Origin of the sequence: Salinibacterium hongtaonis, assembly GCF_003065485.1 — a bacterium.
In the GTDB taxonomy this organism is placed as follows: Bacteria; Actinomycetota; Actinomycetes; order Actinomycetales; family Microbacteriaceae; genus Homoserinimonas; species Homoserinimonas hongtaonis.
Genome location: NZ_CP026951.1, coordinates 2,374,072 through 2,390,408 on the forward strand (window position 1 = coordinate 2,374,072; position 16,337 = coordinate 2,390,408).

Here is a 16,337-nt window from a genome sequence, read left to right on the forward strand (position 1 = left end):
TGGTAGACCACCAGTTTACGCGGGGCCTGAGGTGGCCGGGGCCAGCCCTCCTGCGGGGCTCCCTCTAAGGCGCCAGGCATAGAGTGGGCAGGTGCCCAGTGTGCCCCTCACCGCGTCGAGTTTTGGCGATGTCATCGAACAGAACGACATCGTCGCGCTCGACTTCTGGAACAATTCGTGCGCTCCGTGTCGCGTGTTCGCACCCATTTTTGAGGCCGCGTCCGATCGGGAACCCGACGTCTTTTTCGGCACGATCAACACTGAGGCGGAGCAGGAACTGGCCGGGGCGTTCGGCATCCGCTCCGTGCCCACCGTCGCTATCTACCGCGAGGGGATCATGGTCTACTCGCGGCCGGGGGTGCCCTCCCGCACAGAACTGCGGCGACTGATCGCCACGATTCGCGATCTCGACATGCAGAGCATCCGTGAGAAGCTCGCCGCGAGCTAGCGCGGCAGCCGCAGGCTGCGACCGCGGTGGCCGCATTCGGCGGCAGCTAGCCCAGGTCGATGGGCCGGTTGTCGATAAGCCGAGTCGCCCCCACGCTGGCCGCCACGATCGCAACGGCGGGGCCTGAAAACCCCTCGGCGACCGGCTGGAAGGTGTCGGCGCCCACGATCTCGAAGTAGTCGAGCACAGCGCCGGGCTCGTTGGCAAAGACGGCGTGAGCAGCATCCCTGGCGGCCGCTGCCCCCTTCGGTGCGCTGTCGGCCGCGGCCTGCAGCGCCTTCGAAAGCACGAGAGCGACCGTCGACTCGTCAGAAGTGAGGAAGCGGTTGCGGCTGGAGAGCGCAAGGCCATCGTCTTCGCGCACGGTCGGAGCCACCTCGACGCGCAGCGGAAGGTTCAGATCGAGCACCATCTGCTTGACCAGGCGCACCTGCTGAGCGTCTTTCTGACCGAACACCGCGACATCCGGCTGCACGATGTTAAACAGCTTGGCGACGACCGTGAGCATGCCATCGAAGTGCCCTGGTCGAGTTGCGCCCTCGAAGAGCGAACCGACCGGGCCAGCGGTAACGCGGGTGAGGCTCGGCCCATTCGGGTACATTTCGTCGACGCTTGGCGCGAAGACGACGGCGGCGCCGTGACCGCCGAGAGCCTCGACATCGGCATCAAGCGCGCGCGGGTACCGTTCGAGGTCTTCGCCCACGCCGAACTGCAGAGGATTCACAAAGATCGACACCACAACGGTGTCGGCAAGGCCTGCAGCCCGCTCCACGAGCGAGAGGTGGCCGTTGTGCAGGGCGCCCATCGTGGGAACGAGGGCAACGGATGCCCCCCGCTCACGCCTCGAGCGCACAAACTCCCGCAACTCGGCAATGGTGTGGATGACCAGGGGGCGGTCAGCGGTGGTCACGGGTGGATCTCCCTGTCGTCGGTGGGGTGCGCGAGCGCGTTCTCGACAGCCGACCGCACGAGAGGAGCGAGCACTGCCCCTGCGGAGTCGACGCCGATGTCGTCAAGCAGGCGCATCGCCTGCGAGACAATCGCGGTCGAAAAACTGGTTGCGGTGGCAATCGCCTCTGCGTAGGCTGCCCGGTCTGCCTCGGCGACCACCACAGGCTCTGCCCCCATCTCTACGACCAACGCCTGCCCGATGGGCAGAACGGGCGCCGGAGCGGTGACCGCGCAGAAGGCCTCGCGCAAGCGAATGAGATCAACGCTCGTGCCCGTGAAGGCAAGGGCGGGATGTACGGCAAGCGGAATCGCCCCGGCCTGGAGTGCGGGCGTTAGCACCGAGATGCCGACCCCCGGTGCCGTGTGCATGACAAGCTGGCCCGGCTGCCACGCCCCCGTCGCCGCGAGGCCGGCGACGAGATCGGCGAGTTCGGAATCCGGCACCGCCAGGATGACGAGTTCGCTGCGCTCCACAACCGTGGGCACGTCGAGGATGGGTGCGCCCGGAAGCATCACCTCGGCGCGATCACGACTCTCGGGCGAGAGGGCAGAGATGCCGACGATGGCGTGCCCGGCCCCGGCGAGCGCGGCGCCCAGAACGGGGCCGACCTTGCCTGCCCCGATGATTCCGACGCCAAGGCGCCCGGCTCTCTGCGAGTTATTCATACGGATTCTTCCTCCCGGGCCCAGCGGTGGGAATGGTCGCGGGCAGCCGCAGCGACGAGCGCGCCGGCGGCATCCGTAAAGAACTGCGCGGCCACCGTCTCGTCGAGGGCCCCGAGCCGAGCGCTGATCGGGCCAGCCACGGTGTGCAGGTGAACACTGGCGAGCCTCGTGACCCGGCCGAGCGGCCCCTGCTCAAGAGAAACGCTCTGCACGCGCGGCCCCGGAACGATTGCGAGTTCGCGCCATACCGCTCCGCGTCGCAGAAAGAAGCCGTCGGGGTGCTGGGCAAAGCCGTTGCGCCGCCACGAGAACCAGCGCAGCCATGCGGCCCGTCGGGGTGAGGTGACATATCCATCGGATGCTGCGCCCCTGGCGACCAGGCCGGCCTGGATCAGCGCGATGGCGTCGTCGTCGGTGAAGTTGGGCAGCAGCAGGCGCAGCACGTTCATGACGTCGACGGAGTTGCCGATGGGCATGATCGTGGTGTTTGCCTCCCCCGCCGCACCGCTGGCCGACGACTGGCTTGCACGGTTGACCTTGATCTCCCACCAGCCGGCGGGCCGCCACAGCAGCGGCTGACTGACCTGCACGGAGTGAATGCGCCCGGGCGGCAGGGTCTCGTTGGTTGTCGAGAGGAGGCCGTAGCCGACTCGAACGCCGTCCGGGGTCCCCGCAATGGAGTAACGAAGGCTGCGCGCGAACCTCTGCACCACGTAGCCGCCAAGACCGAGCATGGCGGGGATCATGCCGAAGAGGATGCTCCACTCGCCCGTTGTGGTGATGAGGACGATGCAAGCCGCAATGCCGAGGACGAGGGCAACGGTCATGCCCGACAGCAGAATCGAGCCGATGAGTCGGCCCAGATGGATGCGAACAACCGACTCTGGCGGCGCCTCGTCGGGGCTCAGCTCGGGGGCGAGCAGCTCGCTCACCCGCTGGTCGATGAACCCGCCCGAGGCCTCCGCAACCCTCTGGGCCTCGGCCTTGCGAGTTCCCGACGCGAGGCGCAGGATCTCGCGACGCAGATCATCCGACGCCGACGACCCCAGGTAGGCCAGTTGCACATTGGCGTCTTGCCCAGCCTGGTTGATTTCGAGACGCGCGGCGCCGAAGAGCCGAGCAAAGAACGGCCGCACAATGTTGATGCCCTGAATGCGGTCGAGCCTGGCCTTGCGGTTGGTGCGAAAGACGATGCCGGAGCGCACCTCGACGACTTCGTCGGTGATGCGGAACGTGTGCATGCGCCAGGAGAAATAGAACCCCACGATGAGCACGATGAGCACAACCGCGATGGCGAGCAGGATGTACCCGACATAGCCGTGGTCGAGCACATAGTCGACGGGGTCGCCGGACTCGGTGAAGCCGGGAACGAAGAAGCCAACGAGCCGCTCGCGCAGGTTCGAGATGATGACACCGAGAATGGCGATAAGCGCGATGCCGCCTTTGAGCAGCGGGGACGCCGGGTGGAGCCGATGCCACTCACCATCGGCGAGGCGGGCCGCACCCACGGCGGGTGCTGCGAGCGATTCGCTCACGGCGCCACCAGCGGTTTCGTCGGTCACAGCCCCGCCCGTCGGGTCTCGGCAAGCTCCACAAGGCGATCGCGCAACTGCTCGGCCTCTGCCTCGGGAAGGCCAGGGATCACCACGGCGGAGGATGCTGCCGCCGTGACGAATTTGAGCTCGCTGAGCCCGAGGGCGCGAATGAGGGGTCCGCGGTTAATGTCGACGAGCTGCATGCGGCCGTAGGGCACAGAGACGAGACGCAAGAACATAATGCCCCTGCGCACCACTAAGTCGTCCTCGCGCAGCTGGTACCCGTAGGCCCGCACCTGGCGGATGGTGAAGATGGTGCCCAGGATGAGAAAGACCACCGCAGCGCCCGCGACCCAGAGGCCCCACGACCAATCGGTGAGCGCCCACATTCCGATCGCCGCAGCGATCACGATGAGCCAAAAGATGGTTCCGCTGATGATCTCGGCGACAGCGAGCCGGGGGGAGACCCTCCGCCATTCGATTTCGTGCGTCTCGAGGTGGGTGGTCATAGCGTCCTAGTTCTTGTCAGCTCATGGCTTTCGCCGCGTCGTCGGTATCCTCGTCGCTCGGCGGCGGAATCCGGCACATCCCCTCGGCGACAAGCCCTGCGACAAGCAGCAGAACGGCCCCCACAGTCATGCCGACCGAGTACCCGACCGAGCCTAGCGCGGGCACCGTCCTTGTGAGCAGGTACACGACGAAGCCGATGCCGATTCCCGCGAGAAGCGCGCCGGAGATGGCGCAGGCTTTAGCGAGCACGAGCACCCTGAGCGCATAGAACGGGTCAACATGGGTGCGAACCTTGCCCTTGACGGCACGGCGAATCGGCACCGCCATCGCCACAACGAACACCCCCATTGCCACCAGAACCAGGTCGAGACTGACGGGGGGAACCAGCCCGGGCAGCCCTGCGGATGCGAGGGCGTACTGGGTGAGCAGCCCCACCCCGGCGCCGATTGCCACGATGAGGACTACGAGAGCAGCGGGAGTGCGCTTCACGGCGTCACCCCCTGGGATGCGCCGGGCAGAAGAGGTGCAGCGGGGTACACCGATACACGGTCGGTGCGCTGCTGGAGCAGGTCGGCGACGGCTCCGTGCCCGATAAGGCGGGCGTGCGCATCCGCCTGGAGCCACGGTGCAAGCACGAACGCCCGTTCATGGGCACGCGGATGCGGCAGGGTCAGCCGCGGAGTATCGAGGATCACATCATCGACACTAATCAGATCGAGGTCCAGCGTGCGATCGCCCCACCGAACCTCTCTTGTGCGGTGGTGCTGCGACTCGATCGCGGCCAGCGCATCGAGCAGCGCATGAGGATCGAGCGTGGTCTCGACGATCAGTACGGCGTTCAGATACGAGGGCGCGTCATAGTCGACCCCGTCAAGCTTGAGGGCGGGAGTCTCCACGAGGCCGGAGGCCGCGAGCATCCACACGCCATCGAGCGCAGCGACCGAGGCGACGGCCGAGCGAAGAGTCGCTTCTCGGTCGCCAAGGTTGCCGCCGAGGGCGATGACCGCACGAACCGCAGCATCGGGCGCGGATCTGTTGTGCCCCAAGGTCATGCCCGCAGTCGGGTTATCGTGACCGAGACATCGCCGAACGGAACCTCGATGGGCGCCGAAGGCTTGTGCAGCGTCACTCGCACGGCTGTGGCCGGCTCATGGGCAAGAACCGTGTCGGCGATGCGCTGAGCGACCGTCTCGATGAGGTCCACAGGGTCTCGTTCCACTGCGGCGACGACCTCATTCGCCAACTCGCCATAGTGGATGGTCTTGCCCAGGTCGTCGCCGGAGGCCGACACACTGAGGTCGAGCCACACGGTGACGTCGATCACGAATTCTTGGCCGTCGCGACGCTCGTGCTCAAAAACCCCGTGGTGAGCCCTGGCCCGCAGGCCGGTGAGCGTGATGTGGTCGCTCGACAGGCTGGCGGAGAGCGGGCCGCCCGGCGTCACCGTGGTTCCCGAAACGAGGTGCGGGCACGCTGCGGCAGCGGGGGCCGCTCGCTATCGATCGCGCCCCAGGTTTCGAGCATCATGCGGGTCGAGGTCACGTCGTGCACGCGAACACCCCACGCTCCGGCCTCAGCAGCGAGGGCGCTCGTCACCGCCGTGGCCCGGTCGCGCTCATGCGCGTTGGTGCCGTCCTCAAGCAGGGGGGAGAGAAAGCGCTTGCGGGAGGTGCCCACGAGAACCCGGTTGCCAAAGCGCGTGAACTGGCGCAGGTTAGCGAGCACAAGCCACGTGTGTTCCGGCTTCTTGGCAAAGCCGAGCCCGGGGTCAACGATGATGCGATCAGGGTCAACGCCCATGATGATGAGCTCCGCCATGCGCAGTTCAAGCTCGCCGAGAACCTCGCGTACAACGTCGGTGTAGTTGGCCTCGCCGTCCATTCCCGAGCTGGGGCCGCGCCAGTGCATCGCGACAAAATCCACGTCGAGACCCGCGACGGTCTCCGCCATCGCAGGGTCTGCTTTGCCGCCAGAAACGTCGTTGATGATCTCGACGCCCAGCTCGGCCGTCATTGCAGCGGTCGAGGCGTTCATGGTGTCGATCGAGAGGCGGATGCCGCGGTCGGCGAGTTCCCGCACGACCGGCATGATGCGCCTCTGCTCCTCTTCGACACTGACCCGCTCGGCGCCCGGCTTGGTGCTTTCGCCGCCGACATCGATGATGTCTGCCCCGGCGTTGACCATCTCGATCGCGTGCGCCACAGCAGTCTCGGTGCGGGCGAAGTCCCCACCGTCACTGAACGAATCAGGCGTTACGTTCAGCACGCCCATGATTACCGGCAATTCAGCCATTTCTGCCTCCTATGAAGTCGGGAGCGGTCGGTGCCATGAGCCCAAGCACTGCAGCTCGCTGAACACTGTCGGCGAGCTCCCCCCTGCTGGCGACGGTCACGGTGGTACTGGAGATTTGCTGGCTGCCACGGGCGGTGACGCATCCGTGGCTCGCATCCATGACGACCACAACGCCGCGGGCTTCGAGCCCGTCGTTGAGGGCATCCGCAATCTCGTCGGTGAGTCGTTCCTGGAGTTGCGGGCGCGCCGACAAGGTCTCCACGACGCGCACCAGATTGCCCAGGCCAACGATGCGGTCCCCCGGTAGATAGGCCAGATGGGCCACTCCAATGAAGGGCAGCAGGTGGTGCTCGCACATGGAGCGAAAGTGAATATCGCGCACGATAACGAGTTCGCCCGTGTTGCCTTCGAGGTCGATGCCGTCGGCGAGATGCTCGCGAGCATCGACGCCCACCCCCGCGAAGAATTCGCTGTAGGCCTGTGCCACCCGTCGCGGGGTTTGCTCAAGCCCCGAGCGGGTGGGGTCTTCGCCAATCGCTTTCAGCAGTTCGAGAACCGCCGCCTCGATGCGGGCCACGTCAATGCGCGGTGCGTCGGGGCGCTGTGCCGTCTGGCCCGTCTCGGTCATCTCGCTTCGGGTCTCCACGACGATTCCTTACGCTGTTGCGATGCCCGGTGCCTGGCGGGGTGCGCGCTTCTTCGACTCGGGCTCCGGATCGGAATCCACTCCACCGTCGACGACTCCGGGGTCGATCGGAGCCTTCTTGTCTGGCAGCGGAACCGGCGGGCGGTCAGAGACAGGTCGGCGCTCGCTCGAGAGCCACTGCGGGCGCGGAGGAAGCTTCTTGACATCCTTGAAGATCTCCTCGATCTGGTTGTGATCGAGGGTCTCCTTTTCGAGGAGTTCGGATGCCAGGCGGTCGAGAACGTCGCGGTTGAGGTTGATTACTTCCCACGCTTCGTCGTGTGCATTCTCGATGAGCTGGCGCACTTCGCTGTCGACCTCTTCCGAGAGCTTCTCGGAGTAGTCGCGCGTGCTGCCCATGTCGCGGCCCAGGAACATTTCGCCGCTGCCGGAGCCGAGCTTGACCGACCCGATCGAGGCACTCATGCCGTAGTCGGTCACCATCTTGCGCGCCGTGGAGGTCGCCTTCTCGATGTCGTTGGATGCGCCCGTTGTGGGGTCGTGGAACACGATCTCCTCGGCGACGCGGCCGCCCATCGCGTATGCGAGTTGGTCGAGCAGCTCGTTGCGGCTCACCGAATAACGGTCCTCAAGCGGCATGACCATGGTGTAGCCCAGTGCGCGACCGCGGGGAAGAATCGTGATCTTGGTCACGGGGTCGGTGTTATTCAGCCCGGCAGCAACCAGCGCGTGCCCACCTTCGTGATACGCCGTGATGAGCTTCTCCTGGTCCCGCATCACACGGGTGCGGCGCTGCGGACCAGCCATCACGCGGTCGACGGCCTCGTCGAGGGCGCGGTTGTCGATCAGTTGCGCGTTTGAGCGCGCCGTGAGCAGCGCAGCCTCGTTGAGCACATTGGCCAGGTCCGCACCCGTGAAGCCTGGGGTCTTGCGGGCAAGGACCTCCAGGTCGACATCCGGAGTCAGGGGCTTGCCCTTGGAGTGCACCTCAAGAATTTTCTTTCGGCCGGCGAGGTCTGGGGCGTCGACGCCGATCTGGCGGTCGAAACGACCGGGGCGCAGAAGAGCGGGGTCAAGGATGTCGGGGCGGTTGGTTGCCGCGATCAGGATGACATTGGTCTTGACGTCGAAGCCGTCCATCTCGACCAGCAGCTGGTTGAGGGTCTGCTCGCGTTCGTCGTGACCGCCGCCCATTCCGGAGCCACGGTGTCGTCCCACCGCGTCGATCTCGTCAACGAAGATGATGGCGGGAGCATGCTCCTTAGCCTCCTTGAAGAGGTCGCGAACACGGCTTGCGCCGACACCGACGAACATCTCGACAAAGTCAGAACCCGAGATTGAGTAGAAGGGCACATTGGCCTCGCCTGCGACGGCTCGGGCCAGAAGCGTCTTACCCGTTCCGGGAGGGCCATAGAGCAAGACGCCCTTGGGGATGCGAGCACCGACCGCCTGGAACTTGGCGGGGTCAGTGAGGAACTCCTTGATCTCGTGCAGCTCTTCGATGGCTTCGTCGGCGCCGGCTACGTCGTCGAAGGTGACCTTGGGGGTCTCTTTCGATACGAGAGTCGCCCGGGACTTGCCGAACTGCATGACCTTGCCGCCGCCGCCCTGCATGCGCGAAAGCAAGAACCAGAAGATCAGACCGATGATGAGGAACGGGATGATGAACCCGAGAATCGAGGTCCAGAAGTTGCCGTTGTCGACCTCGTCATCGAAGGTCTTGACCGACGAGTCGTTGATGGCGGTGACGACCTCTTCGCCACGCGGTGCTGCGTAGTAGAACTGCACCTGCTTGCCCAGGTCGCCGTCAGCTTTCTTGAGCACGAGATCGACCCGCTGCTGGCCGTCGATGATGGTCGCAGATTCGACCTGGTTCTTCTCCAGAAACTCAAGGCCCTGCTGAGTACTGACCTCGCGGAACCCCGACCCCCCGAGAAGGCTAAACCCGACGGAGACGACAATGAGGCCAACGGCGATGTAGACCAGAGGGCCGCGCAGCAACTTCTTGAAATCCATAGTGGTGCAAGGCTACCGTGCGACCCCTGAGCGGCTACCCGATGTTTGCTGGGGGCGTAACGGCCGAGCCGAGCGCCCGCGAATCAGGAGTAAACGTGCGGCGCAAGCACGCCGACATCCCGCAGATTGCGGTACTTCTCGGCGTAGTCGAGGCCATAGCCGACCACGAACTCATTGGGGATGTCGAAGCCGACGTAACGAACGTCGACCTCAACCTTGGCGGCATCCGGTTTGCGCAAAAGCGCGCAGATCTCCACGGATGCTGCTCCGCGGCTTTCGAGGTTGGCGCGCAGCCACGACAGCGTGAGGCCCGAGTCGATAATGTCCTCGACGATGAGCACCTTGCGACCCGTGAGGTCGGAGTCGAGGTCCTTGAGAATTCGCACGACACCAGACGACTTGGTGCCAGAGCCGTAGGACGACACCGCCATCCAGTCCATGTTGAGCGGAAGCTTGAGCTCGCGCGCCAGGTCGGCCATCACCATGACGGCACCCTTGAGAACTCCGACGAGAAGCAGGTTCTCGCCCTCGTAGTCGGCCTCAATGCGGCGGCTGAGTTCGGCGATCTTGTCGTGAATCTCCTGTTGCGTGAGCAACACCTTGGAGAGGTCGCCCGCGATTTCGTTCGATTCCATTGCTTCTCTTCCTACGACACGGCCGTGAACACGATCAGTGATCCTGTTCTTTCAACCCTAATACCCGGCAGATGCAGTGGCCCCTGCCCCGTCCACCCCGTCACGAGCGCAGCGACACCCAGGGTGTGAGCGCGGCTCAATGAAACCCCAAACTCAGACTCGACGACATAGCGGATGATGCGCTGTCGAAGAGCGGCCGGGTTCGCCTCCAAACCGCGAACGCTCAGGGCGATCCCCGCCTCGGCCGGCTCCACGAGATCTTCTATCGTCTCCTGAACAAATCGATCGAGCGCCTCGGAATCCTCCGCGAGCTGCTCCGCCGTTCGGGCGAGCGCCTCGGCAACGCCCGGCCCAAGCTCGCGCTCCAGCACGGGCAAAACCTCCTGCCGCACCCGCACTCGCGTGAACGACGGATCGCCGTTGTGCGGGTCAAACCACGGCTCAAGCCCAGCGTCTACGCAGGCCTGCACCGTCGCTTCTCGCCGAACCCCCAGCAGCGGGCGGAGCACGGATGCCTCTACGCCTGCCACGGGAAACGGTGACTCAGGGGCCATACCGCGCAGGCTTGCGGCACCGCTGCCCCTGGCCAGGCCAAGCAGCACCGTCTCGGCCTGATCGTCGAGAGTGTGCCCGAGCACGATGGCGACCGCATCCGTCCGCTTGAGCGCGTCGGCGAACGCCGCATAGCGGGCCGCGCGGGCCGCCGCCTCAGGCCCGCCGTCACCCCCCACCGAGACCGTCGCCACGCTGACGGGAGCCAGCCCGAGGGCTGACGCCTGGGCAGCGGCGCGCGCCGCGACATCCGCAGAACCAGGCTGCAGACCGTGGTCGACGACGACAGCGCCAGCGCGAACCCCGGCCCGAGGCGCCTCGAACGCGAGCGCTGCGGCCAACGCGAGCGAGTCTGGCCCACCGCTCAGACCGAGCAGAACGAGAGAATCTGCGGGCAGCCCCGCGAGCGACGACCGCACCGCCCTGCGCAGGTCAGCGATGGGAGGGGTGAGTCTGGGGCGGCGTGACGGCATCCAGTAACGTTATTCCAGCAAACGCCGAACCCAAGGAGCTGAACCGCAATGGCCGCCTACGACGCCGTAATCGAGATTCCCAAGGGGAGCCGCAACAAGTACGAGGTGGACCACAAGACTGGTCGCGTCTACCTCGACCGCGTGCTCTACACAACCTTCGTCTACCCCACCGACTACGGGTACTTCGAGAACACACTCGGCCTCGACGGTGACCCCGTCGACGTGCTCGTGCTGCTCGACTACCCGCTCTTCCCCGGAGTGGGCGTTTCGGTTCGCCCCGTCGCCGTCTTCAACATGACGGATGACGGCGGCAGCGATGCCAAGGTGATCGCCGTTCCCGCGAAGGACCCGCGCTGGGCCCACATCCAGGACCTGAACGACATCCCCGAGTACACCCGCAAGGAGATCGAGCACTTCTTCGAGCACTACAAGGACCTCGAGCCCGGCAAGTGGGTCAAGACCGAGGGCTGGGGCGACGCCGCAGAGGCCGAGCAGATCATCGTCGACGGCATCGCCAAGCTGGCGGCCGAAGGCCACTAAGGCTTAGCAGACATACGAAGAAGGCCCCCTCCGAGCGGAGGGGGCCTTCTTCTTGTGTGAAGCCTGTGTTTTTGTGACCGAGGCGCTAGATAGCCACGCCGCGGGCCCGCAAGAACGGAACGGGGTCTTGCGTGGCACCGCCGACGCGCACCTCGAAGTGCAGGTGGCATCCGGTCGACGTTCCTGTGGTGCCGACGCGGGCGATCTGCTGGCCAGCCGAAACCTGCTGGCCGTTGTGCACAAGGATGCCGCCGTTGACAATGTGGGCATAGGCCGTCTGCGAACCATCGGGGTGGTTGATCTTGATGTAGTTGCCGTAGCCGCCGCTGAGACCGGCGAAAACGACCGTTCCCGATGATGCTGCGTAGATCGGCGAGTTGCAACCGGGGGCGAGGTCCACTCCGCCGTGCAGCGTGCTCGCACCGCTGGTCGGTGGCACGCGCCAGCCGTAGTGGCTCGAGATGCCTCCGCCGGAGGGGCGAACCCATCCACTGGAGCTGGGGGCTCCGCCGCCAGCGTTTCCGCTGCCGCCGTTGTTCTTGGCCGCCTCAGCCGCGGCCGCAGCCGCAGCCGCAGCCGCCGCACGGGCAGCCTCGACGCGGATACGATCGCCCACTTGGAACTCAGCCTCGGTCGCGAGGCGGTTCTCCTGGAGGCTCACGAGCTGCGCCTGGAGCCGGGTCTGGTTGGCGGCCTGCTCTGCGAGCGCTGCCGTGGCGGCATCCGAGGCCTTCTGCGCCTCAATCATGGCCTGCTCGGCAATAGTCGCAAGCTCAGCGAGGGCGGCTTCTTGCACGGCAGCAGTTTCGCTCAGCGCCTGCGCTGCATTCTCGTCTTGCTTGGCCTTGTTGAAGACACCACTGGATTGCTCATTGACCTTGGTTGCCCTGCCCAGCTGGCTGAGCAGATCATCCGACTCTGTGAACAGCAGCGTGGCCGTGAGATCGTTGGTTCCCGAGCGCTGCAGGCGGGCGGCCAGCTGGCCGGCCTTGAGAAGCGACTCCTCGGCCGCCGCGGTGGCCACAGCGACCTGCTCACGAAGTGTGCCGAGCTTGAAAGCAGCCTCATCGTAGGCCTGCTGGGCGGCAATGAACTCGTCACCCTTGGCCATGGCTTCTGCCTCTGCGGCAACAACCGTGGATTCCAGCTGTGCGATCAGGCCCTGGAGGCGCTTGATCTCGGCACTCTTGGCCGACTCGCTCGAGCGGGCATTGAGCACGTCTTGCCAGCTGGGATAGTTGGCCGCATATGCGGGCTCTGCCGGCGACTGGGATGCAAGACCAGCCGTGAGAAGCACCCCAAGAATCGCCAGGGTCGCGACGAAGCCTTTGCGGCCACGACGATCACCCCTGTTGTGGTGCTTCATGTTGTTCCCCAAACCTGGATCGATTGACAGCAGACTCCCCAGTCACACTGTTAACACAGGTAACACTAGCAACTCCCGCATTCTTGGCAAGGAAAGTGCACCATTGAGCACTATCGGCCAGCGAGCGGCCGCCGTGAGATTGGCGCCCCGGTGATGCTGCGAGCGATCAGATTTTCACGCCCTGATTGCGCAAAAAGCTCACGGGATCCGTCGTCGTGCCGCCCCTGCGCACCTCGAAGTGCAGGTGGCATCCGGTCGAGGTTCCTGTTGTGCCAACCTTGGCGATCAACTGGCCGGGCCCAACACCCTGACCGGGACGAACAGCGATGCCCCCGGATTCGATGTGGCCGTAAGCGGTGGAGGTTCCGTCGCCGTGATCTACCGAAACGTAGTAGCCGTAGCCGCCGTTCCAACCGGCATAGTCGACCTTTCCGCCCGCCGCAGCAAAGATCGGTGCCCCGCAGCCCGGAGCAAGATCCACACCGCCGTGCATGCTGCTCGCCCCCGACTTAGGCGGAACCCTCGGCCCGTAGCTGCTCGAAATGTACCCGCCGGATGGCCGAGCCCACCCCGACGCCGAAATCTCGCCCGCACCGAGGCTCGCCCCCTCGCCCCACATGGCCTTGATACCCGCCACGTACTCAGCCTCGGTGGCGATGCGGTTCTCCTTGAGCGTCGCGAGTTGAGCCTGCAGCCTGGCAATGTTGTCGGTCTGCTCCGTGAGCGCCGTTGACGCAGCATCCGCCGCCGCCTGCGCCACGACCATCGCGTCTTCGGCGACCTGGGCCAACTCCTGCAGCGCGCCCTTGGCGACGACCGCCTGATCAGTCAGCGCCTGAGCCGTGTTGTGATCTTGCTGAGCCTTGGCAAAAACACCCGTCGACTGCTGGCTCACCTTGCTCGCCATGCCCAGTTGCGAGAGCAGATCCTCGGTCCCAGCGCCGCTGAACAAGAGCGTGGCCGTCAAATCGGATGACCGCACGCGCTGGGTGCGCGCCGCGAGCTGGCCCGCCTGCCGCATGGATGCATCCGCGGTCACCTGGGCGGCATCCGCCTGGGCCTGCAACTGCTCGGCCTTGTAGGCGGCGACGTCAAAGTTCTGCTGGGCGACAAAGTATGCGTCACCCTTTTCGATGGCAACGGCCTCGGTAGCCTCAACATCGGCGGCAAGCTGCGCGATCACACCCTCGATGCGACCGACCTCCGCCGATGTGGCCGACTCATTGTCGCGAGCGTTGAGAACCTCATCCCAGCTCGGGTACTCGGCTGCCCAGGCTGGTGCGGCAGCGAGCGAACCGCTCAGCACCAAGCCGACCGCCAGAATCGCTGCGGCCATCGCACGGCTTCGCTTAGCGCTTCTCGACGTCATCGACCCTCCCGAGCACGGTGTTGCCCTCGAAACTAGCCCTTCGCGGTGTGCAAACCCTGCAGCAAAACGCAGGTTCGAAAAACCCGAAAACACGGGCGACATGCCGTTCACTTTCTCCGGTTTGGCAAAACGCCCCGACATCCGTATGCTTGTCTGTCGGTAGCTAAGAAGGTTGTTTTTCTTCACGGCCCCATCGTTTAGTGGCCTAGGACACCGCCCTTTCACGGCGGCAGCACGGGTTCGAATCCCGTTGGGGTCACCAGACAATTACAGTTTCATAGCTAGGCCCTGTAGCGCAGTTGGTTAGCGCGCCGCCCTGTCACGGCGGAGGTCGCCGGTTCAAGTCCGGTCAGGGTCGCAAGGCACGGTTCACTCTCGCCAGTGTTCCGTGCCTTCTTCACATTAGTGAAGAGGCTCTGTAGCTCAGTTGGTAGAGCGTTCGACTGAAAATCGAAAGGTCACCGGATCGACGCCGGTCGGAGCCACTGAGATCCTCGTAAGGCTTCTACTTGCGGGGATTTCTTCTTTTAACTGCGAGTTTTCAGTCGACCACTCCGCATAGACCCAGCATTATTCAAATCAGGCCCTCGAGTCGCTGCTCCATCACTTCTGAAGCCCGCTTCGATCCCTTGATGGTGTTCATGTAGACGTCCTGGGTCATAGAGGGGTTCTCATGCCCGAGGTAGTCGGCAATTTCCGTGGCCGACAGCCCCTCATTGTCGAGGATCGTCGCAACGGTCTTGCGGAACGAATGCGTTGAGAGCTCGGGATAGCCGAGCGTGTCGCGCCGGTCGCGAATCTCGCGTCTCAGTCATGCGGTACTCCTGCCCTGTGGGTCAACGTGAAGTTTCTGTCAAATCTATCGACGACCGCGGACGTTCGCTTGATCTTCCATCAGGGCATTAGACCCCACACTGTCGGGAGCGAAATGCGCCGCGATCGAATGTGTCATCGCGGCGTATGGGGTCTCAGAGGTCCTGGACGCGTGGGGCAATCCAAACTCGACGATACGTCTCGCCAAGGCGAACGTGCGCGCAACGCTGACACGGCTCGGCGTACGGGTGTTCCACCTCGACGACCTCGCCAGCGCCAACGAACCGCGGCATCCGGCTCCCATAACAGGGAGGCTCCTCCTTCTCAGGGCCAAAGTAATATTTGAGTTGATGGACGCCCTTACCTGCCGCACGTCAGCTCTCTGTGTTAGCCTCAAACCACTACATCCCCCACGCCTCTCATAGAAGCGCACTTGGGGGATTTTCTTTGTCCGGCCAGGAGGAGGATCGATGCCCCGACCTCCACGTGAGCTGCGGCCGCGCGGCACTCTCCACTACGACAAACCCGCTTTAAGTCTTGACGCATTAGTTAATCGACTCTCCGAACGCGGCCTTGCGGTTCCTGATCCGGATCGGGCCGCACGGTACCTGCGGCACATTGGCTACTTTCGGCTCTCGCCATACACAATCCCGTTCCAACACGGACAGCCAGGTCACCTGTTCGCGACGGTGCTGCGTTCGACGACGTATTAAGTATCTACGTCTTTGACCGCGCACTGCGGCTGCTCGTGATGGACGCGTTAGAGCGTGTCGAGGTCGCCGTTCGCACAGCATTGACCGACCATATGTCGACCACTTACGAGGACCCACACTGGTATGTCAAGCCCTCTCACTTCCAGCACCCCGGCAAGCACGCAGGCCTGCTGAACATCGTTCGGACGACGTCTGACAGCAGACTCCTCAGCGCACCTGAACTCGTTGGGCCGTCACTTGAGACCGAGGATGAAATGCTTAGCGTAGGCGATCGTGCGGTCACTCACCGGTCCGCCCTCGAACACTATTTGCTGACGTACGGTACGCCCGAGCTGCCGCCCTCCTGGCTCATGGTGGAGGCCCTCACCATCGGCCAGCTCAACAGCGCGATCAACAACCTGCGGCAGCGCTCCGACAGGACCGCGGTGGCTACGCGCCTCGGCCTAAATGAGCCAGTTCTCGCATCCTGGTTGCGAACCTATGTGCGGGTGCGGAACATCTGCGCGCACCATGGTCGCCTGTGGAACGTTGGAATCGGCGTACCCGGCTATCCCCAACTCCAGTGGGATCTCATGGCTGAAGAGTGACAATGCCCTCCCTGCGCGTTCGGAAAAACGCCTCTACCCAGTGTTGGTGTCCCTTCAAGCGGTGCTCGACGTGGTGTCTCCCCGCAGCACCTGGGCGCAACGTCTTCATGACCTCGTGAGCACACGCCCACCTATGAACCTCGCGAGTATGGGCATCCCCGATGACTGGGCGGAGGATGAATTCTGGGGTCGGCACGTCAGCTGAGCTACTGGAAACCCGTTCGG

General features: G+C 64.5%; 18 protein-coding genes and 3 tRNA genes. 6 read left to right on the forward strand and 15 right to left on the reverse strand.

Annotated elements, in window-relative coordinates; all coding sequences use genetic code 11:
• Positions 1-91: 91 nt before the first annotated feature.
• On the forward strand, positions 92-448 hold the full coding sequence (locus tag C2138_RS11440; RefSeq protein ID WP_108517968.1) for a thioredoxin family protein: 357 nt from the start codon (positions 92-94) through the stop codon (positions 446-448).
• A 46-nt stretch (positions 449-494) separates the two neighbouring features.
• Here the strand turns inward: C2138_RS11440 and panC are convergent, their stop codons facing one another.
• From panC to tilS, 12 genes are all read right to left on the reverse strand, one after another.
• Positions 495-1,358: a pantoate--beta-alanine ligase gene (gene panC, locus C2138_RS11445; RefSeq protein ID WP_108517970.1), complete on the reverse strand. Its 864-nt coding sequence runs from the start codon at positions 1,356-1,358 to the stop codon at positions 495-497.
• Positions 1,355-2,065 carry a Rossmann-like and DUF2520 domain-containing protein gene (locus tag C2138_RS11450; protein ID WP_108517972.1) on the reverse strand — a complete coding sequence of 237 codons (711 nt, stop codon included), beginning with the start codon at positions 2,063-2,065 and terminating at the stop codon, positions 1,355-1,357. The genes panC and C2138_RS11450 overlap by 4 nt, the downstream gene beginning before the upstream one ends.
• Entirely contained in the window at positions 2,062-3,627 is a 1,566-nt protein-coding gene (locus C2138_RS11455; RefSeq protein WP_108517974.1) for a PH domain-containing protein, read from the reverse strand. Before C2138_RS11455 ends, C2138_RS11450 begins: the two co-directional genes overlap by 4 nt.
• Complete coding sequence (locus tag C2138_RS11460) at positions 3,624-4,109, reverse strand: PH domain-containing protein (protein WP_108517976.1); 486 nt, start codon at positions 4,107-4,109, stop codon at positions 3,624-3,626. The genes C2138_RS11455 and C2138_RS11460 overlap by 4 nt, the downstream gene beginning before the upstream one ends.
• A 16-nt stretch (positions 4,110-4,125) precedes the next feature.
• A complete protein-coding gene (locus C2138_RS11465) occupies positions 4,126-4,599 on the reverse strand; it encodes a DUF3180 domain-containing protein (RefSeq protein ID WP_108517978.1) in 474 nt (157 codons plus the stop codon).
• The gene (gene folK, locus C2138_RS11470) at positions 4,596-5,162 is read right to left on the reverse strand and encodes a 2-amino-4-hydroxy-6-hydroxymethyldihydropteridine diphosphokinase (RefSeq protein ID WP_108517980.1); all 567 of its coding nucleotides are present in this window, start codon (positions 5,160-5,162) and stop codon (positions 4,596-4,598) included. The genes C2138_RS11465 and folK overlap by 4 nt, the downstream gene beginning before the upstream one ends.
• On the reverse strand, positions 5,159-5,554 hold the full coding sequence (folB, locus tag C2138_RS11475; protein WP_233245494.1) for a dihydroneopterin aldolase: 396 nt from the start codon (positions 5,552-5,554) through the stop codon (positions 5,159-5,161). Before folB ends, folK begins: the two co-directional genes overlap by 4 nt.
• A complete protein-coding gene (folP, locus tag C2138_RS11480) occupies positions 5,551-6,402 on the reverse strand; it encodes a dihydropteroate synthase (protein ID WP_241961110.1) in 852 nt (283 codons plus the stop codon). Before folP ends, folB begins: the two co-directional genes overlap by 4 nt.
• A complete protein-coding gene (folE, locus tag C2138_RS11485; RefSeq protein WP_108519098.1) occupies positions 6,395-7,030 on the reverse strand; it encodes a GTP cyclohydrolase I FolE in 636 nt (211 codons plus the stop codon). Before folE ends, folP begins: the two co-directional genes overlap by 8 nt.
• Positions 7,031-7,057: 27 nt before the next feature.
• On the reverse strand, positions 7,058-9,064 hold the full coding sequence (ftsH, locus tag C2138_RS11490) for an ATP-dependent zinc metalloprotease FtsH (RefSeq protein ID WP_108517982.1): 2,007 nt from the start codon (positions 9,062-9,064) through the stop codon (positions 7,058-7,060).
• A gap of 83 nt (positions 9,065-9,147) precedes the next feature.
• Positions 9,148-9,699, reverse strand: a complete 552-nt coding sequence (gene hpt / locus C2138_RS11495; protein WP_108517984.1) for a hypoxanthine phosphoribosyltransferase — start codon at positions 9,697-9,699, stop codon at positions 9,148-9,150.
• Positions 9,700-9,710: 11 nt separating this feature from the next.
• Positions 9,711-10,724: a tRNA lysidine(34) synthetase TilS gene (gene tilS, locus C2138_RS11500; RefSeq protein ID WP_108517986.1), complete on the reverse strand. Its 1,014-nt coding sequence runs from the start codon at positions 10,722-10,724 to the stop codon at positions 9,711-9,713.
• Positions 10,725-10,772: 48 nt separating this feature from the next.
• Here tilS and ppa point away from each other — a divergent pair, with 48 nt between their 5' ends.
• A complete protein-coding gene (gene ppa, locus C2138_RS11505; protein ID WP_108517987.1) occupies positions 10,773-11,264 on the forward strand; it encodes an inorganic diphosphatase in 492 nt (163 codons plus the stop codon).
• Positions 11,265-11,349: 85 nt separating this feature from the next.
• On the opposite strand, the gene C2138_RS11510 is transcribed toward ppa, so the two are convergent.
• On the reverse strand, positions 11,350-12,630 hold the full coding sequence (locus C2138_RS11510; protein WP_108517989.1) for a M23 family metallopeptidase: 1,281 nt from the start codon (positions 12,628-12,630) through the stop codon (positions 11,350-11,352).
• Positions 12,631-12,796: 166 nt separating this feature from the next.
• Positions 12,797-13,999, reverse strand: a complete 1,203-nt coding sequence (locus tag C2138_RS11515; protein ID WP_158268782.1) for a M23 family metallopeptidase — start codon at positions 13,997-13,999, stop codon at positions 12,797-12,799.
• Between the two features lie 186 nt (positions 14,000-14,185).
• On the opposite strand from C2138_RS11515, the gene C2138_RS11520 reads away from it, so the two are divergent.
• From C2138_RS11520 to C2138_RS11530, 3 genes are all read left to right on the forward strand, one after another.
• Positions 14,186-14,261 (forward strand) — tRNA-Glu (locus C2138_RS11520).
• A 22-nt stretch (positions 14,262-14,283) separates the two neighbouring features.
• A tRNA-Asp gene (locus C2138_RS11525) sits at positions 14,284-14,357 on the forward strand.
• 54 nt (positions 14,358-14,411) lie between these two features.
• Positions 14,412-14,484, forward strand: a tRNA-Phe gene (locus tag C2138_RS11530).
• A gap of 89 nt (positions 14,485-14,573) precedes the next feature.
• On the opposite strand, the gene C2138_RS13890 is transcribed toward C2138_RS11530, so the two are convergent.
• Positions 14,574-14,810, reverse strand: coding sequence for a tyrosine-type recombinase/integrase (locus tag C2138_RS13890; protein ID WP_199220480.1), 237 nt, complete (start codon positions 14,808-14,810; stop codon positions 14,574-14,576).
• Between the two features lie 744 nt (positions 14,811-15,554).
• Here C2138_RS13890 and C2138_RS13845 point away from each other — a divergent pair.
• On the forward strand, positions 15,555-16,112 hold the full coding sequence (locus C2138_RS13845) for an Abi family protein (RefSeq protein ID WP_491044397.1): 558 nt from the start codon (positions 15,555-15,557) through the stop codon (positions 16,110-16,112).
• Positions 16,113-16,337 lie beyond the last annotated feature (225 nt).